15 protein-coding genes and 1 tRNA gene are annotated in these 14,187 nt (G+C 67.2%); 7 read left to right on the top strand and 9 right to left on the bottom strand.

The window, feature by feature from the left end; translation table 11 throughout:
• Positions 1-111: 111 nt before the first annotated feature.
• The gene (locus I55_RS28640; RefSeq protein ID WP_148294035.1) at positions 112-1,224 is read right to left on the bottom strand and encodes a patatin-like phospholipase family protein; all 1,113 of its coding nucleotides are present in this window, start codon (positions 1,222-1,224) and stop codon (positions 112-114) included.
• A gap of 173 nt (positions 1,225-1,397) precedes the next feature.
• Between I55_RS28640 and I55_RS28645 the strand changes: the two genes are divergently transcribed.
• The gene (locus I55_RS28645) at positions 1,398-1,658 is read left to right on the top strand and encodes a hypothetical protein (protein WP_044564126.1); all 261 of its coding nucleotides are present in this window, start codon (positions 1,398-1,400) and stop codon (positions 1,656-1,658) included.
• A 20-nt stretch (positions 1,659-1,678) separates the two neighbouring features.
• Here I55_RS28645 and I55_RS28650 read toward each other — a convergent pair.
• Both I55_RS28650 and I55_RS28655 read right to left on the bottom strand, forming a co-directional pair.
• Positions 1,679-1,765, bottom strand: a tRNA-Leu gene (locus I55_RS28650).
• A gap of 75 nt (positions 1,766-1,840) precedes the next feature.
• Positions 1,841-2,593 (bottom strand): molybdopterin-binding protein, encoded by a 753-nt coding sequence (locus I55_RS28655; RefSeq protein ID WP_044564127.1) that lies wholly within the window; start codon positions 2,591-2,593, stop codon positions 1,841-1,843.
• Positions 2,594-2,845: 252 nt separating this feature from the next.
• Here I55_RS28655 and map point away from each other — a divergent pair, with 252 nt between their 5' ends.
• The gene (gene map / locus I55_RS28660) at positions 2,846-3,691 is read left to right on the top strand and encodes a type I methionyl aminopeptidase (protein ID WP_044564128.1); all 846 of its coding nucleotides are present in this window, start codon (positions 2,846-2,848) and stop codon (positions 3,689-3,691) included.
• A gap of 104 nt (positions 3,692-3,795) precedes the next feature.
• Here the strand turns inward: map and I55_RS28665 are convergent, their stop codons facing one another.
• Entirely contained in the window at positions 3,796-4,296 is a 501-nt protein-coding gene (locus I55_RS28665) for a hypothetical protein (RefSeq protein ID WP_044564129.1), read from the bottom strand.
• A gap of 262 nt (positions 4,297-4,558) precedes the next feature.
• On the opposite strand from I55_RS28665, the gene radC reads away from it, so the two are divergent.
• Positions 4,559-5,320, top strand: a complete 762-nt coding sequence (gene radC, locus I55_RS28670; RefSeq protein WP_252181348.1) for a DNA repair protein RadC — start codon at positions 4,559-4,561, stop codon at positions 5,318-5,320.
• Positions 5,321-5,409: 89 nt separating this feature from the next.
• Here radC and I55_RS28675 read toward each other — a convergent pair whose 3' ends face one another.
• Both I55_RS28675 and I55_RS28680 read right to left on the bottom strand, forming a co-directional pair.
• Positions 5,410-6,147: a LytTR family DNA-binding domain-containing protein gene (locus tag I55_RS28675; protein WP_044564130.1), complete on the bottom strand. Its 738-nt coding sequence runs from the start codon at positions 6,145-6,147 to the stop codon at positions 5,410-5,412.
• Entirely contained in the window at positions 6,144-7,196 is a 1,053-nt protein-coding gene (locus tag I55_RS28680; RefSeq protein WP_044564176.1) for a sensor histidine kinase, read from the bottom strand. Before I55_RS28680 ends, I55_RS28675 begins: the two co-directional genes overlap by 4 nt.
• Positions 7,197-7,333: 137 nt before the next feature.
• Here I55_RS28680 and I55_RS28685 point away from each other — a divergent pair, with 137 nt between their 5' ends.
• The 3 genes from I55_RS28685 to I55_RS36480 are packed head-to-tail and all read left to right on the top strand — an operon-like array spanning position 7,334 to position 9,182.
• Positions 7,334-8,305 carry a hypothetical protein gene (locus I55_RS28685; protein ID WP_148294036.1) on the top strand — a complete coding sequence of 324 codons (972 nt, stop codon included), beginning with the start codon at positions 7,334-7,336 and terminating at the stop codon, positions 8,303-8,305.
• Positions 8,306-8,323: 18 nt separating this feature from the next.
• The gene (locus tag I55_RS28690) at positions 8,324-8,860 is read left to right on the top strand and encodes a DUF6265 family protein (protein WP_148294037.1); all 537 of its coding nucleotides are present in this window, start codon (positions 8,324-8,326) and stop codon (positions 8,858-8,860) included.
• Between the two features lie 10 nt (positions 8,861-8,870).
• Positions 8,871-9,182 carry a hypothetical protein gene (locus I55_RS36480; protein WP_148294038.1) on the top strand — a complete coding sequence of 104 codons (312 nt, stop codon included), beginning with the start codon at positions 8,871-8,873 and terminating at the stop codon, positions 9,180-9,182.
• Between the two features lie 78 nt (positions 9,183-9,260).
• On the opposite strand, the gene I55_RS28700 is transcribed toward I55_RS36480, so the two are convergent.
• Both I55_RS28700 and I55_RS28705 read right to left on the bottom strand, forming a co-directional pair.
• Positions 9,261-10,301 carry an alpha/beta fold hydrolase gene (locus I55_RS28700; protein ID WP_044564134.1) on the bottom strand — a complete coding sequence of 347 codons (1,041 nt, stop codon included), beginning with the start codon at positions 10,299-10,301 and terminating at the stop codon, positions 9,261-9,263.
• 32 nt (positions 10,302-10,333) lie between these two features.
• The gene (locus tag I55_RS28705; protein WP_044564135.1) at positions 10,334-12,115 is read right to left on the bottom strand and encodes a cytochrome c biogenesis protein CcdA; all 1,782 of its coding nucleotides are present in this window, start codon (positions 12,113-12,115) and stop codon (positions 10,334-10,336) included.
• A 223-nt stretch (positions 12,116-12,338) separates the two neighbouring features.
• Between I55_RS28705 and I55_RS28710 the strand changes: the two genes are divergently transcribed.
• Positions 12,339-12,890, top strand: a complete 552-nt coding sequence (locus I55_RS28710; protein WP_083901497.1) for a MarR family winged helix-turn-helix transcriptional regulator — start codon at positions 12,339-12,341, stop codon at positions 12,888-12,890.
• Here the strand turns inward: I55_RS28710 and I55_RS28715 are convergent.
• Positions 12,876-14,117 carry a TCR/Tet family MFS transporter gene (locus I55_RS28715; RefSeq protein WP_044564136.1) on the bottom strand — a complete coding sequence of 414 codons (1,242 nt, stop codon included), beginning with the start codon at positions 14,115-14,117 and terminating at the stop codon, positions 12,876-12,878. The two genes, I55_RS28710 and I55_RS28715, sit on opposite strands and share 15 nt — an antisense overlap.
• Positions 14,118-14,187 lie beyond the last annotated feature (70 nt).

The following is a 14,187-nucleotide window of genomic DNA, read 5'->3' on the forward strand; positions in this document are numbered from 1 at the left end:
TCTGACGCCGGCAGGGCCGTCCGGCCCTTTGGCTATCCTCGCTGCGCCCTCCGGTACTCGCTCCGGCGGCCTCGGTCGCGGCCTAGAAAAACTGAAAAGTGCGTTGGTCGCTTAACAACGGATAGGCTCCAACAAGTCCGGGATGCGGTCGCGGTCGACGGCGTCCAGGAACTCGTCGGCCAGGCGGTCGGTTTCGGCCACGGCCTGGCACCAATAGCGCTGGCGCTCCGCCGGCGGCAAGGCCCTGAAGTCGCGGCGGTCGGGGATCTTGCCGTGGGGCAGGCCGGCCAGGAACTCAACCGACGGGCACAGCAGCAGTGTCCGGGCCAGCGAGGCCGCCGCCGGACGCCGCCAGGCCAGGGCCTTGTCGAACCAGCCCGGCACCACCTTGGGTCCGAAATGGGGGAACAGCACCAGGTCACCGCCCGGCGCCTCCGGAACGGACGGCCCCGGGGTGAAAGGGATGTCGAGGTGATAGTCCATGATGCCGCCGTCCATGTAGGCGCCGGGCCCGGCGCCGCCGATGTCGCGCACCAGTTCCAGCAGGAAGGGGATGGCGCCGGACGCCATCAGCACGTCGCCCAGGTTGGCCGGCGTCAGGGGCACGCGCCGGGTGGGAAAGCCGGCGGCCAGGTCGAAGGGGTCGGCGCCGCGTGGATCGGCGAACAGGGTGCGCTGGAAGAATAGGGGCAGGCTGCGGCGGCTGACCAGGTTGGCCAGACCCGCCGCGCCGATGCCGGCGGCCAGCCATGCGGGGTGGCGGGCGCCGAGCACGCCCCGCCCCCGCACCGCCAGCACCGACAGGCGCATGCACGGATGCGCCAGGATCTCGCCAGCGCCCTTGCGGCCGCCTTCATCTCCACCAGCGGGTGACCCCAGGATGATGTCCAGGAAGGCCCGGCTTTCCCGGGTCAGCGTCCGCATGGTGGTGTCCGACGGCACATAGGCCAGATAGGCCTCCTCGAACCGGCGCAGGACCGCCGCCGGGTCCTGGCGCGCCATGGCGGCGAAACGCCAGCTGCCGATGGAGCTGCCCACCATGGCCAGCGGCTGGACGCGGCCCTTGAACCAGCGCGACAGGATGGCCCGGTCCAGGCGGGTCAGCGCCAGCCATTTGGGCCCGCCGGAGGCGCCGGCCACGGTGCCGAACAGGGCGTCGGACGCGCCGTCGCGGCGCAGGCGGGCCATGGCCTCGGGCCCAGCCAGGAAACGCAAGGCTCGCACCACCCCATCCTCCTTCCAAACCGCCGCAAATACGCCTTGAAACGGCGCTTAAACCCGCGCATGGCTTCGCGCCCGGACCATCCGCTATGATGGACCCGGAGGCCCGTCCGCGAGATTCGGGACCTGGGCGCTCAGCCTATAGCCATGTGATTGTTATTCAAGGAGTTGCCACCATGTCCACCCCCCACAAGCGCGCCATGGAAGCCGTGCTGGAAGCCGCCGACCTGGATATCAAGGCGGCCCTGGAGGAACGGGGGATCAGCGACAAGCATTCGGAAGAGGCCGACGACACCATCCTGGACGTGGCCATCCTGCATGCCTGGCGCATCTTCGTGCGCATCAACGAGGCCCAGGGCCTGACGGTCGACCCCGGCCTGTTCGTCGACCTGGCCAGCGAACTGGCCGAGGACATGGCGGAAGATCGGGAGCAGTAATCGGACAAAAGCCCCACCCGTGGTGCCCGCTGCCGGGATCGAACCGGCACGCCCGTGAGGGCGAGGGATTTTAAGTCCCTTGCGTCTACCTGTTCCGCCAAGCGGGCATCCAGGGTCGAGGCCGCTGGGAAACTAGCGGAGGTGGGGCGTGCAGGGCAAGGCCGGTCGAGGATCTTCCCCGCTCAGGCGGCCCCCTCCACCACCTCGGCCTCCGCCCCCATGCCGCGCACCAGGGCCGCCACCTCCTCCGTCGCCGCCAGCAGACGCGGCGCGTCCGGGCTGCGCAGCACCAGGCTGGTGGCGAAGCGGCCCTCGCGATAGGTGGGGTAGCTGCCGATGTCCACGTCGGCGTAGCGGTCCTGGATGGCGCTGAGGCCGCCGGCCAGTTCACCCTCCCCCACCAGGCAGCGGACGGTGCGGGCCAGCACCACCGGGCCGCCCACCAGGCGGTTGGTCAGGCCGGCCAGCATGGCCTGCATGATGGACGGCACGCCGGCCATGACGAAGACGTTGCCGACCTGGAAGCCGGGGGCGGCCGACACCGGGTTGTCGATCAGGATGCCGCCCTGCGGCACGTTGGCCATGCGCAGCCGCGCCTCGTTCAGCTCCCGCCCCGTGCCGGCGTAATGGGTCTCCAGCCGGCGCACGGCCTCCGGATCGCGCAGCAGGGGCACGCCGAAGGCCTTGGCCACGCACGCGGCGGTGATGTCGTCATGCGTGGGCCCGATGCCGCCGGTGGTGAAGACGTAGGTGTAGCGGGCGCGGGTCTGGTTCACCGCCTCCACGATCGCGGCCTCGTCATCGGCCACCACCCGCGCCTCCTTCAGGCGCACGCCCATCGCCCCCAGCACCTTGGCCAGGTGGTTCAGGTTCACGTCCTGGGTGCGGCCGGACAGGATCTCGTTGCCGATGATGATGAGGCAGGCGGTGGTCATGGGAAGGCGGCTTTCCTGACAGGCGGAATGGGCAAGCGGGGTGCGGCCGCGATTATAGGGGGAAATGGCCGTCCGCCAACCGCCGGCAGCGCGCCGGCGCGCCGATTCGGGGCCCTGCCCTGCCCCGGATTGCCTTGCCGTGGCCTCGTGTCGCGCCTAAGTTCGGAACCGTGTGCCCCGGCCAACCGTTGCCGGGCGCTGGTGTTTGGCTGGGACCGGCCTGTCGGCCGCCCCATGGCATGGATTTGAAGCATGAACAGAGGCGAAGCGGCCGCCGCCGCGGACGAAGAGTATGAACTGGAAGACCGCGGCATCGTCATCCACGGGGCCGAGGGCTTCGCCGCCATGCGCAAGGCCGGCCAGACGGCCGCGGCACTGCTGGACTATCTGACCCCCTTCGTCGTGCCCGGCGTGGCGACGGAGGAGATCGACCGCCTGTGCGAGGAATGGACCCAGGCCCATGGCGCCATATCCGCCACCCTGGGCTATCGCGGATATCCCAAATCCTGCTGCATCTCCGTCAACCATGTGGTCTGCCACGGCATTCCCAGCGACAAGCGCCTGCAGAAGGGCGACATCGCCAACATCGACGTCACCGTCATCGTCGACGGCTGGTTCGGCGACACCAGCCGCATGTTCTTCGTGGGCGACGACATCCCCCTGAAGGCGCGCAAGCTGGTGGACGTGACCTATGAGGCGATGATGCGTGGCATCCAGGCGGTGCGCCCCGGCGCCACCCTGGGCGACATCGGACACGCCATCCAGACCTTCGCCGAGGGCAACCGCTTTTCCGTCGTGCGCGACTTCTGCGGCCACGGCGTGGGCAAGGTGTTCCACACCGCCCCGTCCGTCCTGCACTTCGGCAAGCCCGGCCAGGGCACGGAATTGAAGGAAGGCATGATCTTCACCATCGAGCCGATGATCAACATCGGCCGCTATGACGTGAAGATCCTGTCCGATGGCTGGACCGCCGTCACCAAGGACAAGAGCCTGTCGGCACAGTTCGAGCATACGGTGGGCGTGACCAAGGACGGCTGCGAGATCTTCACCCTATCCCCCGCGGGCTTCCACCACCCGCCCTACGCCGCCAAGGCCTGACCCGGTCAACGGCACCGGCCAACGGCGCCCGGCCAACGGCCCTAGCAGGGGCGCCGCGAGGGTCCATGACGCCCCGCCCGGATCCCCTGGACGGGGCTTTTGATTCACGCGCTGGCCGCCTGCGGGCCCCGAACCGCGGCGAGATGCTGGTCCAGCAGGGCGCCCACCGCCGCCTGGGTGCTGGCCAGCACCTGGCGCAGGGACGGAAGCGCGTCGGCCTCCGCCACGCCCTGGACAGCGCGGCGGGCCAGGAAGCGGGTGATGTGGGCCAGGCCGGGGGGGCCCATCTCCGCCGCCGTTCCGGTCAACAGGTACCCGTAGTGGCGCACGCCCCCCACCGCGCCCAGTTGCAACGCCAGGTCCAGGCCCACGCCGGCATCGGCCAGGCATTCGGCGTACAGCATCAGGATCTCCGACCACGCGCGGTCCCCCAGCGACCTGGCGTAGCGGCGCAGCCGTTCCTCCTCCATGAGCGGGATGCCGCGCCACGGGTCCCCGCCGCGCTCTTCCCCGCGTTCCTCCCCGGGCCCGCGTTCCCCCCCGGGTCCGGAAAACTTGTCGGTGCGGGACGATTTGATAACGGACAGGGGAATGGGGTTGGGCATCGCGGCTGGACTCCTCTGGTCAGGCGAAGTAACCCCAAAGCAATAGATATGCCAGCGAACGGCCCAACCTCCACCGTCAGGAAATCCGGCGAGTCGGGGCGGTGGGGCATCAGGCGCCCCCACCCGGCAGTGCGCATGGGCGCCCGCCTGGGCCGGAAGGTTTTGCCGGGATGATTCCGCCCGGCACCAGGCTTTCCGCCACCCCTGGTGGCTGCAACGCCCAACCCCTATACTGCCTGGACGGGTGAACGGGGGTATGGGCATGGGCCGCAGGGATGAGGAAGGCGTGGCGCCAGAACTGGACCTGCCGGCGCCGGCGACCGGGGAACCAGCGATTGGGGAGAAGGAGCCGCCGCCCCATTACCATGGCCACCGCGACCGCCTGCGCGCGCGTTTCCTGAACCAGGGGCCGGAAGCCCTGCAGGATTATGAGCTGGTAGAGCTGCTGCTGTTCCAGGCCATTCCCCGGCGCGACGTGAAGCCCCTGGCCAAGGAGTTGCTGGCCCGGTTCGGTTCCTTCTGGGCGCTGGTTTCGGCGCCGGTGCCGGTGCTGCGCGATGAGTTCAAGCTGAGCGACGCCGCCATCGGTGCCATCAAGGTCGTCGCCGCCGCTGCATTACGCATGGCAAAACGCGAATTGCTGGACCGGCCGGTGCTGTCATCCTGGCAAAAGCTGTTGGACTACTGCCAGGGCACCCTGGCGCATGAACAGGTGGAGCAGTTCCATGTGCTGTTCCTGGACGGCCGCCACGCCCTCCTGCGTGACGAGGTGCAGCAGCGCGGCACGGTGAACCAAACCGCGGCTTATCCGCGCGAAGTCCTGAAACGCGCGCTGGAACTGGGGGCCAGCGGCGTCATCCTGGTGCACAACCACCCCAGCGGCGACCCCAGCCCCAGCCGGGCCGACATCCAGATGACCAAGGCCGTGGTGGATGCCGCCAAGGCCCTGGAGATCACCGTGCACGACCATTTGGTCATCGGCCGGGGTCGCCACTTCAGCTTCCGGGCGCAGGGGCTTCTTTGATGTCCCCGCGCCAGGCCTATTGCACTTACCTAAGCGCGGGATTTGCGGCCACAGCGTCGGGCTTGTCTCCCCACAATCCATGCGCTCGGTTAAGTCGCGCCTCTAAGCCATGAATCAAGGGACGTTCGGTAGCGGCGGCTGAACCTCATTCGCAATCCGGTCTTCAGTATCAGGGTTCCATCTCCGTGGGCGGTGGTCGTGACTTCGGCGACCCTGTCCAACCGCACTATCGCACTGCGATGAATACGCGCGAAATCGGCAAGCGGCAGGCGCGTGGCCAGGGCGGACAGGGAATCATTGACCAGCCACGCGCGATGTCCGCAATGGACCTCAGCATAATCCCCCGCCGCCGAAATCCAGTCGACTTCCTCCAAATCGATAACCCGGGTCACGCCCCTTGAGCGGGCGATCAGGCGGGGCGGTGTCGGAATCAGGCCCAGTACCTGCGTCAGCCGTTCACCTGATGACCGGCGGCCCTTACGCACCCGATCCAGAACCTGCCCGAAGCGGATATCGTCAAAAGGTTTAAGGAGATAATCAAGCGCCTGAACCTCAAATGCCTTAATGGCGAAATCATTATAGGCGGTAACGAAAACTGTCGTCGGCATGGTGTCAGCGCCTATGGCCGCGATGACTTCGAAACCGTCCATGGTCGGCATCTGAATATCAAGAAAGACCAGATCGGGCCGCTCAGCCTCGATCAAGGCGACAGCCATTTCCCCATGGAAAGCCTCACCGATAAGACTAAAGCCACTTTCCGCCGCCAGCAGATTTCGCAATCGAAGCCTGGCCAGAGGCTCGTCATCGACGATCAGAGTGCGGATCAAGCCACGGCTCCTTGGGGTATGCGGATATCGACACGAAAGCCTTGCCCCGGCGCGGTGGCTATGTCGAAATTGCCCTCACAAAGCCGTTCCAGACGGCGGCGACTGTTGGTCAGACCTATCCCTTCCCTCACCGCTCCACCCCCTGCGCCATCATCTCGCACGGTCAAATGCAGGTGCCCCTCCGCCATCCGTGCCGTCAAGGTGATGGTACCGCCCGTGGGCAGAGGGGCTATGCCATGACGCACGGCATTCTCGACCAGCGGCTGAATCAACAAAGATGGCAAGACGGCGCTAAGGGTATCGGGGGCTATGTCGCGCAGTATCGTCAACCGCTCCCCCAATCGGGCTTGCTCAATAGCCAGATAAGCGTCGGTGAAATCCAGTTCGTCACCCAGCGTCGTCAGAGGGCCCCGCTGACCGTCGATCGACAGGCGCAGAAGCTCACCTAAGCGCGCGATCATGCGCTCAGCCCTCAGCGGTTCTGAACGCACAAGGGCGGAAATGGCATTCAGGGCATTGAACAGGAAATGCGGTTGCAACTGCGCGCGCAGAGCGGCGGTTTCGGCTTCCGCCAACTGAGTTTGCAGTCGGGCGGCATCGATTTCATGGGCGGTCAGTCGATGATAGGCGCGTCCGGCGATGACGATACCGGTCAGGGTCGCATAGGTCAGCAGATTGCCTTGTAGGCTACCGGCCATCTTGCGCCACAGCATGTTCTCACCGCTGCCGAAGATCAGGGACAGGATGAAAACGTAAATAAGGGTGTGCGCCACGGACAGCAGCAGACCGGTCACGATATGCAGGCCGATGCTACGCAGCGCGTGGCCGCGTTCAAAACCAATGCGGCCGGCCAGAGCGAACACCAACGGCGTCATGGCGGCCCACAGCGTAGAGGCGACAATGGCCGCACTATAGACCCACCATGGCTTGGCGGCGTCATAGGCCAGATCATTGACGTACCACTGTCCTCCCAGCACCAGTCCAATGATCAGCCATATGCCGGCGATGGTGAAGACCCGCGTCAGGAAAGGTGAAGCGAGCGAGGCCATGGGAAACAAATAGCATATCCGCATTTGTCGGCCCATCCCGCTCGGCGGAACCGCTCTCCCTTTCGGCGAAAAGCGGCTGGTCGCCACCGGGGTGATGCGGCAAATCTGATGCACAAGTCCACGGGAGACCCGCCCCCATGCGCAGATGGCTGATTGGTTCGATATGCTTTTCTGTTCAAGGCTTTGGCATGTCTGCGGTTGCGGCTACGCCAGACACTTTGGCCCAACCAGCGATCTCCCGCCCGTCGTCCCTGGCGGCGCAAACCTCCGGCCAGGGCTATGAACAGGCCGTGAGCGCCCACCTAACGCTACGACGCGCCCTGTTAAGCCAGAACACCGAAGCGCCATATCTAGAAAATGCCCTAAGCATGAATGACGCCCAACCCACGCTCTACGGCAAGAGCCAGATTCAGGTCTGGCAGGCGATGATACGCGCCAGACGACAGATCACGACCTATCAGCCCAAGGTCCGCGAAGTCTTCGATTTCGGCCAGACCCTGATAGAAACCGGCGACTTTAATATCGCCTGGCGGATGGCCAACGGCCAGACTGAGACAGCGTTAGGCAAATATCTGCTTGTCTGGGAAGAGCAGGCGGATGGCGGCTTGCGCCTTAAGGCGGAGGTGCGCAACTGGGTGGCCCCGCCCGTTGACGAAAGCGCCTTCTTTGTCGAGCTGGCTGCAGGGACACCGTCGTCACCGCCTGACACCGCTTTGGCCGCTGAGCTGAAGTCATTGAACGAACGGAATGCCGCCGGCGTCAAAAACCATGATCTGGCGATGCGCCTGAGCTTCTATGCCAATGACACTCTCCTCATGCCGCGCAATTCGACGGCTAAGATCGGCATGGCGGAAATCCGACCCTACCTGATGGCCTATGTTGAAAATGGTCGCGGCGCGACCTTCGATGAGGTCAGGGTGTGGACGGAGGATTGTCAGGATTTGGGAAGCGGCTACGCGCTGGAATACTTCAGATTTCAGGTCGATTGGCGCGCCGGGGATAAGGCCGGCGGAGTCAGCGGCAGCGGCGTGCGCCTGTGGCGGCGCGGCCCTGACGGTGAGCTTAAAACGCTTCGCGAAATTGGCACCCATGATTACCGACCGTCTTGATGGTCAGGACATTTATCCATGCTAACCCGACGAACCTGTCTTGGCACCATCCCCGCCGTCATGGCCTTGGCCATTCCGGCGACCGATACCGCCGCCCAACCCCATCCCCGCACCATGATCCGGTTGCTTAAAACCGGACAGTCACCGAAACCCTGTCAGCTTAGTGATCTCAAATGGCTTGAAGGGGACTGGATCGGACAGATGCCGTTTGGACCGGTCGAACATGTCAAACTGCCGATCGCCTTCGGTCACATGCCAGGGTTTGTGCGCGCCATGAACCCTGACGGTGTGGTGTTTTACGAGATCGTGGTCTTTGCCCAGATCGGCCCCACCATCGCTCAACAGGTGAAGCATTTCACATCAGGCCTCGCCGGTTGGGAAGCGAAGGACACCCATATTGAACGGCTTTTGGTCGAGCGCGAAGGTGACACGTACTTTTTCGATGGTTTCACCCTGTCCCGGATCGGGGCCGACAGCTACACGGTGTACTTCCTAAATCGTGATGGCGACAAGGAACTGGACACACTCGTCGTCCCTTTCAAGCGCAAGTCCTAATAGATTGGACATGAGGACAAGCCTCGACAGCTGCGCCCGGCCGCGATCCCGGCTTAGGCTGATCCAAACCAACAGCCGAACCGCCGGAAGGAGACGCCTGGGATACCCCCGGATCGGCCCCCAAGACCTGCTGGGTGTGCGCCTGCTGCGCATCGACGGCCACGACGCGGCCGCGTTGCGGGCGGCCGCACGCAGCCTGCACGGCGGCCTCGACACCCTGCGGGACCAGCGCGGCGCTGAAGTGTTCTCCCGCCCGGATCTGCTGCACGCCCTGGGCCTGGCGCACAGCACCACGCTGGCGCCGTACGTGGCCGCCCCCTGACCATCACCGACTACCTTCAGGGTGGCGACCCCGGCATGGATGCCGTGGGCCGGCCGCTGAAGCCATAGGGGGATAGGATCACATCCGGATTACGTCCAGCACCGCCTGGGCGAAGGCCTGGGGCGCCTCCTGCGGCAGGTTGTGGCCGACCCCGCCGCTGACTAGGCGGTGGGCGTAGGCGCCAGTGAACTTGCCGGCGTAGGCGGCGGACTCGGGATGCGGGGCACCATTGGCATCGCCCTCCAGCGTGATGGTGGGCACGGTGATAACGGGGGCGGCGGCCAGCCGGCGCTCGACCGCGTCGTACTGCGGCTCCCCCTCCGCCAGGCCCAGGCGCCAGCGGTAGTTGTGGATGACGATAGCGACGTGGTCTGGATTGTCGAACGCGGTGGCGGAGCGCTGGTACGTCGCCTCGTCAAAGCGCCACTGCGGGGAGGCCAGCTGCCAGATCAGGCGGTTGAAGTCCTGCCGGTTCGCCTCATACCCCTGCTGGCCTCGCTCGGTCGCGAAGTAGAACTGATACCACCATGACAGTTCCGCTTTGGGCGGCAACGGCTTCCGCCCCAGCTCCTGGCTGCCGATCAGGTAGCCGCTGACCGCCACCAGGGCGCGGACGCGCTCCGGCCACAGCGCAGCGACGATGTCGGCGGAACGCGCCCCCCAGTCAAAGCCGGCGAGCACCGCCTTCCCGATCCCGAGCGCGTCCATGAGGGCGACGACGTCGGCGGCCAGCGCCGCCGGCTGGCCGTTGCGCACCGTCCCGGCGGACAGGAAGCGGGTGGTGCCGTAGCCGCGCAGGTGGGGCACGATCACCCGGTGGCCCGCCGCCGTCAGCAGGGGCACCATGTCGACGAAGGCGTGGATGTCGTAGGGCCAGCCGTGCAGAAGGATGACGGCGGGCCCCTTGGCCGGGCCGGCATCGACATAGCCGATGGACAGCGGGCCGGCGTCCACCTGCTTCAGCCCAGTGAAAACCCTGCCCGACGAGGGGGCGGGCACCGGCGGAGATTCGGGCGCGCCCGCCCTGGCGCTGGAGATGAGGCCGAACTGGGCGGCGGCGACAGCGGCGGCGGCCCCGAACAGGCGACGGCGGGCCGGATTCACGAGCGAGGTGGACATGGGGGGACTCTCCTCAAGGAAAAGGGCGGGGGTCAGCCGAAGGTGAAGGCGTAGGCGCGGGCGCCCGCGTCCAGGAATTCGATCTCGAAGGTGTGGTCAGCCACCGGGCCGGCCTGGCGGACCAGCTGGTACAGCTTGGCGGCGCGCACCGTGCCCAGGCCGTCGGCATCCACATCGGTGCCGTGATCGGCGCCGGGGGCGGCGCCGTCGATGCGCACCCGGAAGCGCACGGGCCGGCCGTCGGCGCCCGGCGCCAGCACCAGGTGCAGGTCACGGGCGTGGAAGCGATAGGCGATGCGGGCACCGGCCTGGCCGGCGGTGGCGTATTCCCGACCCACCGTCCAGTCACCGCCCAGGGTCCAACGGTTCAGGCGCAGGCCGCTGACCGGCCGGTAGCGGGCGGCGGCATCGGCGACGATGTCATCCGGGCCGCTGTAGCGCTGGCCCTCACCGTAGCCGACATAGGTTTCGGAGGAGGCCAGGTCGTTGAGGTCGGCGGCGGCCTGCGTGCCCTCGACCTTGACCGGGGCGACAGGAGCCGGCGCCGGCGCGGCCTGGGCATCGGCCAGCGCCTTGCGGATGACGCGGTCCGTCTTGTCGTAGTCGCCCTCGCCCAAGGCCTGATGAATGATGCGACCGTCGGGGCCCACCAGGTACAGGGCGGGCCAGGCTTGGTTATCAAAGGCGCGCCAGATGCGATAGTCGCTGTCCACCGCCACGGGATAGGTCACGTCCAGGGTGGCGGCGGCCCGGGTGATGTTGTCGATATCCCGCTCGAAGGCGAATTCAGGGGTGTGGACGCCCACCACCACCAGGCCCTGGTCCCTGTACTGCGCCGCCCACTGGCGGACATGCGGCAGGGCGCGCAGGCAGTTGATGCAGGAATAGGTCCAGAAGTTCACCAGTACCACCCGGCCGCGCAGGTCATCCGCCGCCAGACCAGGAGAGTTGACCCAGGCCTTGGCCTTCAGCACCTCGGCCAGGGGGCCGGTCAGCGGCGGCCGGTCCTGGGCCTGGTTCGCCACGGGCAGTGTAGCGGCGTGGGCCACGCCGGCTTCAAGGGCGCCCAGCACCTTCACCAAGGCGCGTTCCACCCGGTCGGTGGGCAAGGCCGGCACGCCCAGGAACAGCCGGGCGTCCAGACCGGCGGCGCTGATGATCGTCGTGGCGATAACGGCACCACCGGCCACCCGCCGCAAGCCATCGGCCCAACGCGACGCCCGCCCCGGCAGGACACGCGGCAGGACGCGCGCCAGGCGGCCGCCCCCGACCATGATGACAGCCAGCGGTGTGGCGGCGCCCAGGGCATAGAAGAACAACGCCACCGTGGTATCCAGCCCCGGCCCGTGCAGGGCGGCGGCGCTGAGGACCAGGCCTAGGATGGGGCCAGCACAGGGCGCCCACATCAGTCCGGTGGCCAGGCCCAGGGCCAGCGAGGACGCGACGGTCCCGTCGGCGTTGAGGGCGGCATTCGGGCTGAACCGTTCAACCAGGCCCGACCCCATCGCCACCAGCGGCGCCGCCAGCCGGGCGGCCAGCGCCGGCCACATCATGGCCAGGCCAAACAGGGCCACGACAGCCTGGCCGATGGCGCGGCCGTACTGGTTGGCCGCCACCGCCCAGCCGCCCGCCGCCGCCAGGCTGGCCGTCGCGGCGAAGGCCGCCGCCAGGCCCAGCAGCAGCGGCAGCCCCCGGCGGCGGAAGCCCGCACCATCCGCCAGGGCCGGAGCCAGCACGATGGGCAGCAGCGGCAGGATACAGGGGGCGGCAATGGTCAGCACGCCCGCCAGATACGCTAGGAGGATGGAAGCCATGGGACCGTCCTTTTAATCGTATTCGATTTAATCGGATAAGTTTTAATAGGCTCGACCGGACGAAACGTCAATTCCCGATTTAATCGCATCCGTGCTATATCGATGGAGAACCCGCGAGGTCCTGGTGCAGGCGGCCCGCCTACGGGCTCGTGCTGCGGTCGCCCGCGCCAGCGGCACTTGAGCGGTCGCGATCAAGTGCCGCGCGTATTGAAGGAAAAGCGTGATGACAGCCCCAGACGTCCCGACGCCGGACAGCCCAGCTCCTCCGCCGAAGCTGGCGGATTTCCTGTGCTTCGCCGTCTATTCCGCGAACTTGGCGTACGGGCGCGCCTACAAGGCGATCCTGGATGAACTGGGCGTGACGTATACCCAGTGGATCGCGATCGTCGCCCTATGGGAACAGGACGACCAGACGGTCAGCAGCCTGGGCGAAAAGCTGTTCCTGGAATCGAACACCCTGACCCCCATCCTCAAGAAGCTGGAGTCGCTGGGCTATCTGCGGCGCCGCCGCGACCCCGCCGACGAACGGCAGGTGCGCGTCAGCCTGACCGAGGCTGGCCGCCGGCTACGGGAACGGGGCGGCCAGCGCACCCTGGTAAAAGCCACCGGCCTGTCCCCGGAGGAATTCAAAGTCATCCAGAAGACGGTCAGCCGCCTGCGCGACAACCTGCTGGTCCATGCCGGCGCCGATCAGGCGCACCGGGACCAGGCGGAAACGGTCCAGGCGCAACAGGACCGATCCGCCGGGCCGCGACGGCCGTCACTCCTCCGCTGACGCCCCTGACGCCTCGGCCCCTGACACCCCGGGCCCTGGCACCCCGGCCGGCGCCAGGACGCGCCGGCTGGGCAACAGGGGGATGGCGACGGCATAGGCCAGCACGCCCAGCAGCCATACCGCCCCGGGCATGCTGGACCGGGTGGCGCCATAGACGGCGGTGAAGACCAGGGGGCCGCCGATGCCCACCAGGCTGCCCAGCGCCGCCAGCGTGCCCTGCAGTTCCCCCTGCCGGTCCTGGCCGACGCGGAAGGACATCAGCGCCTGTAGCGCCGGCCCGACGATGCCGCCCAGGGACAGCAGCGGCATGATGAGGAAGACGGCCAGGCCATGGGTGGCGAAGGCCATGACGGTATAGGCCACGGCGTCCGCCACCGCCGCCAGGATGAAGGCGCCCCGTTCACCCAGGCGACGGGTCACCGGCTCCGTCACGAAGGTCTGGGCGATGGCGTGCAGCAGGCCGAATGCCGCCAGCGACCACCCCACCACCGAGGCGTCCCAGGCGAACCGGTCCTGGCCGTTCAGCACCCAGAGGGAACCGGCCAACTGGCCCGCCGCCTCGGCCAGGACATAAACCACCAGCAGGCGCGCCAGCACCGGCACGGCAACGGCCCAGCGCAGGGAGCCGAAAGCGTTCAGCGCCCCCAGGGTGATGGGCTTGCGCTCCGTCGTCCTCGGCCGCGACTCCGGCAGCACCAGCAGCGCCAGCAGGAAGTTCAGGCCATTCAAGCCCGCCGCCAGCAGGAAGGGTGCGCGTAGCGACACCATGCCCAGCAGGCCGCCCAGGGCCGGGCCCGCGATGAAGCCGACCCCGAAGGCGGCGCTCATCCGCCCGAATTGCTTGGCCCGCCCCGCCTCCTCCGTCGTGTCGGTGATGTAGGCGGTGATGACCGCCATGTTGGCGGAGGTGACGCCGGCCAGGATGCGGCCGCCGGCCACCACCCAGATGTTGGGCGACCAGGCCAGGGCCAGATAGTCCAGCGCCCCGCCGACCAGCGACAGCAGCAGGATGGGCCGCCGCCCGTAGCGGTCGCTGAGCGCCCCCAGCACCGGGGCGCAAAAGAACTGCATCAGGGCGAAGGTCGCCAGCAGCAGGCCATAGAGCGGCGCCACGTCGTCCGTGCCGGTCACCTCGCGCAACAGCCCCGGCAGGATGGGCAAGATGATGCCGATGCCCACCGCATCCAGCGCCATGGCCAGGAAAACCACATACAACGCCTTGTTCATGACGCCACGCCTTCGATCCCTATCACTGATAGGGTTGCATTTTCCCTATCGATGATAGAGAGTCAAGCGC

The organism is Azospirillum sp. B4, from assembly GCF_000333275.1.
GTDB lineage: Bacteria > Pseudomonadota > Alphaproteobacteria > Azospirillales > Azospirillaceae > Nitrospirillum.

Bases quoted from the DNA above. Each gene is read 5' to 3' on its own strand.
- I55_RS28645 (WP_044564126.1), top strand. From the start codon at position 1,398: ATGTCCACCCCCCACAAGCGCGCCATGGAAGCCGTGCTGGAAGCCGCC.
- I55_RS28655 (WP_044564127.1), bottom strand. From the start codon at position 2,593: ATGACCACCGCCTGCCTCATCATCATCGGCAACGAGATCCTGTCCGGC.
- map (WP_044564128.1), top strand. From the start codon at position 2,846: ATGAACAGAGGCGAAGCGGCCGCCGCCGCGGACGAAGAGTATGAACTG.
- I55_RS28665 (WP_044564129.1), bottom strand. From the start codon at position 4,296: ATGCCCAACCCCATTCCCCTGTCCGTTATCAAATCGTCCCGCACCGAC.
- radC (WP_252181348.1), top strand. From the start codon at position 4,559: ATGGGCCGCAGGGATGAGGAAGGCGTGGCGCCAGAACTGGACCTGCCG.
- I55_RS28680 (WP_044564176.1), bottom strand. From the start codon at position 7,196: ATGGCCTCGCTCGCTTCACCTTTCCTGACGCGGGTCTTCACCATCGCC.
- I55_RS28685 (WP_148294036.1), top strand. From the start codon at position 7,334: ATGCGCAGATGGCTGATTGGTTCGATATGCTTTTCTGTTCAAGGCTTT.
- I55_RS28690 (WP_148294037.1), top strand. From the start codon at position 8,324: ATGCTAACCCGACGAACCTGTCTTGGCACCATCCCCGCCGTCATGGCC.
- I55_RS36480 (WP_148294038.1), top strand. From the start codon at position 8,871: ATGAGGACAAGCCTCGACAGCTGCGCCCGGCCGCGATCCCGGCTTAGG.
- I55_RS28700 (WP_044564134.1), bottom strand. From the start codon at position 10,301: ATGTCCACCTCGCTCGTGAATCCGGCCCGCCGTCGCCTGTTCGGGGCC.
- I55_RS28705 (WP_044564135.1), bottom strand. From the start codon at position 12,115: ATGGCTTCCATCCTCCTAGCGTATCTGGCGGGCGTGCTGACCATTGCC.
- I55_RS28710 (WP_083901497.1), top strand. From the start codon at position 12,339: ATGACAGCCCCAGACGTCCCGACGCCGGACAGCCCAGCTCCTCCGCCG.
- I55_RS28715 (WP_044564136.1), bottom strand. From the start codon at position 14,117: ATGAACAAGGCGTTGTATGTGGTTTTCCTGGCCATGGCGCTGGATGCG.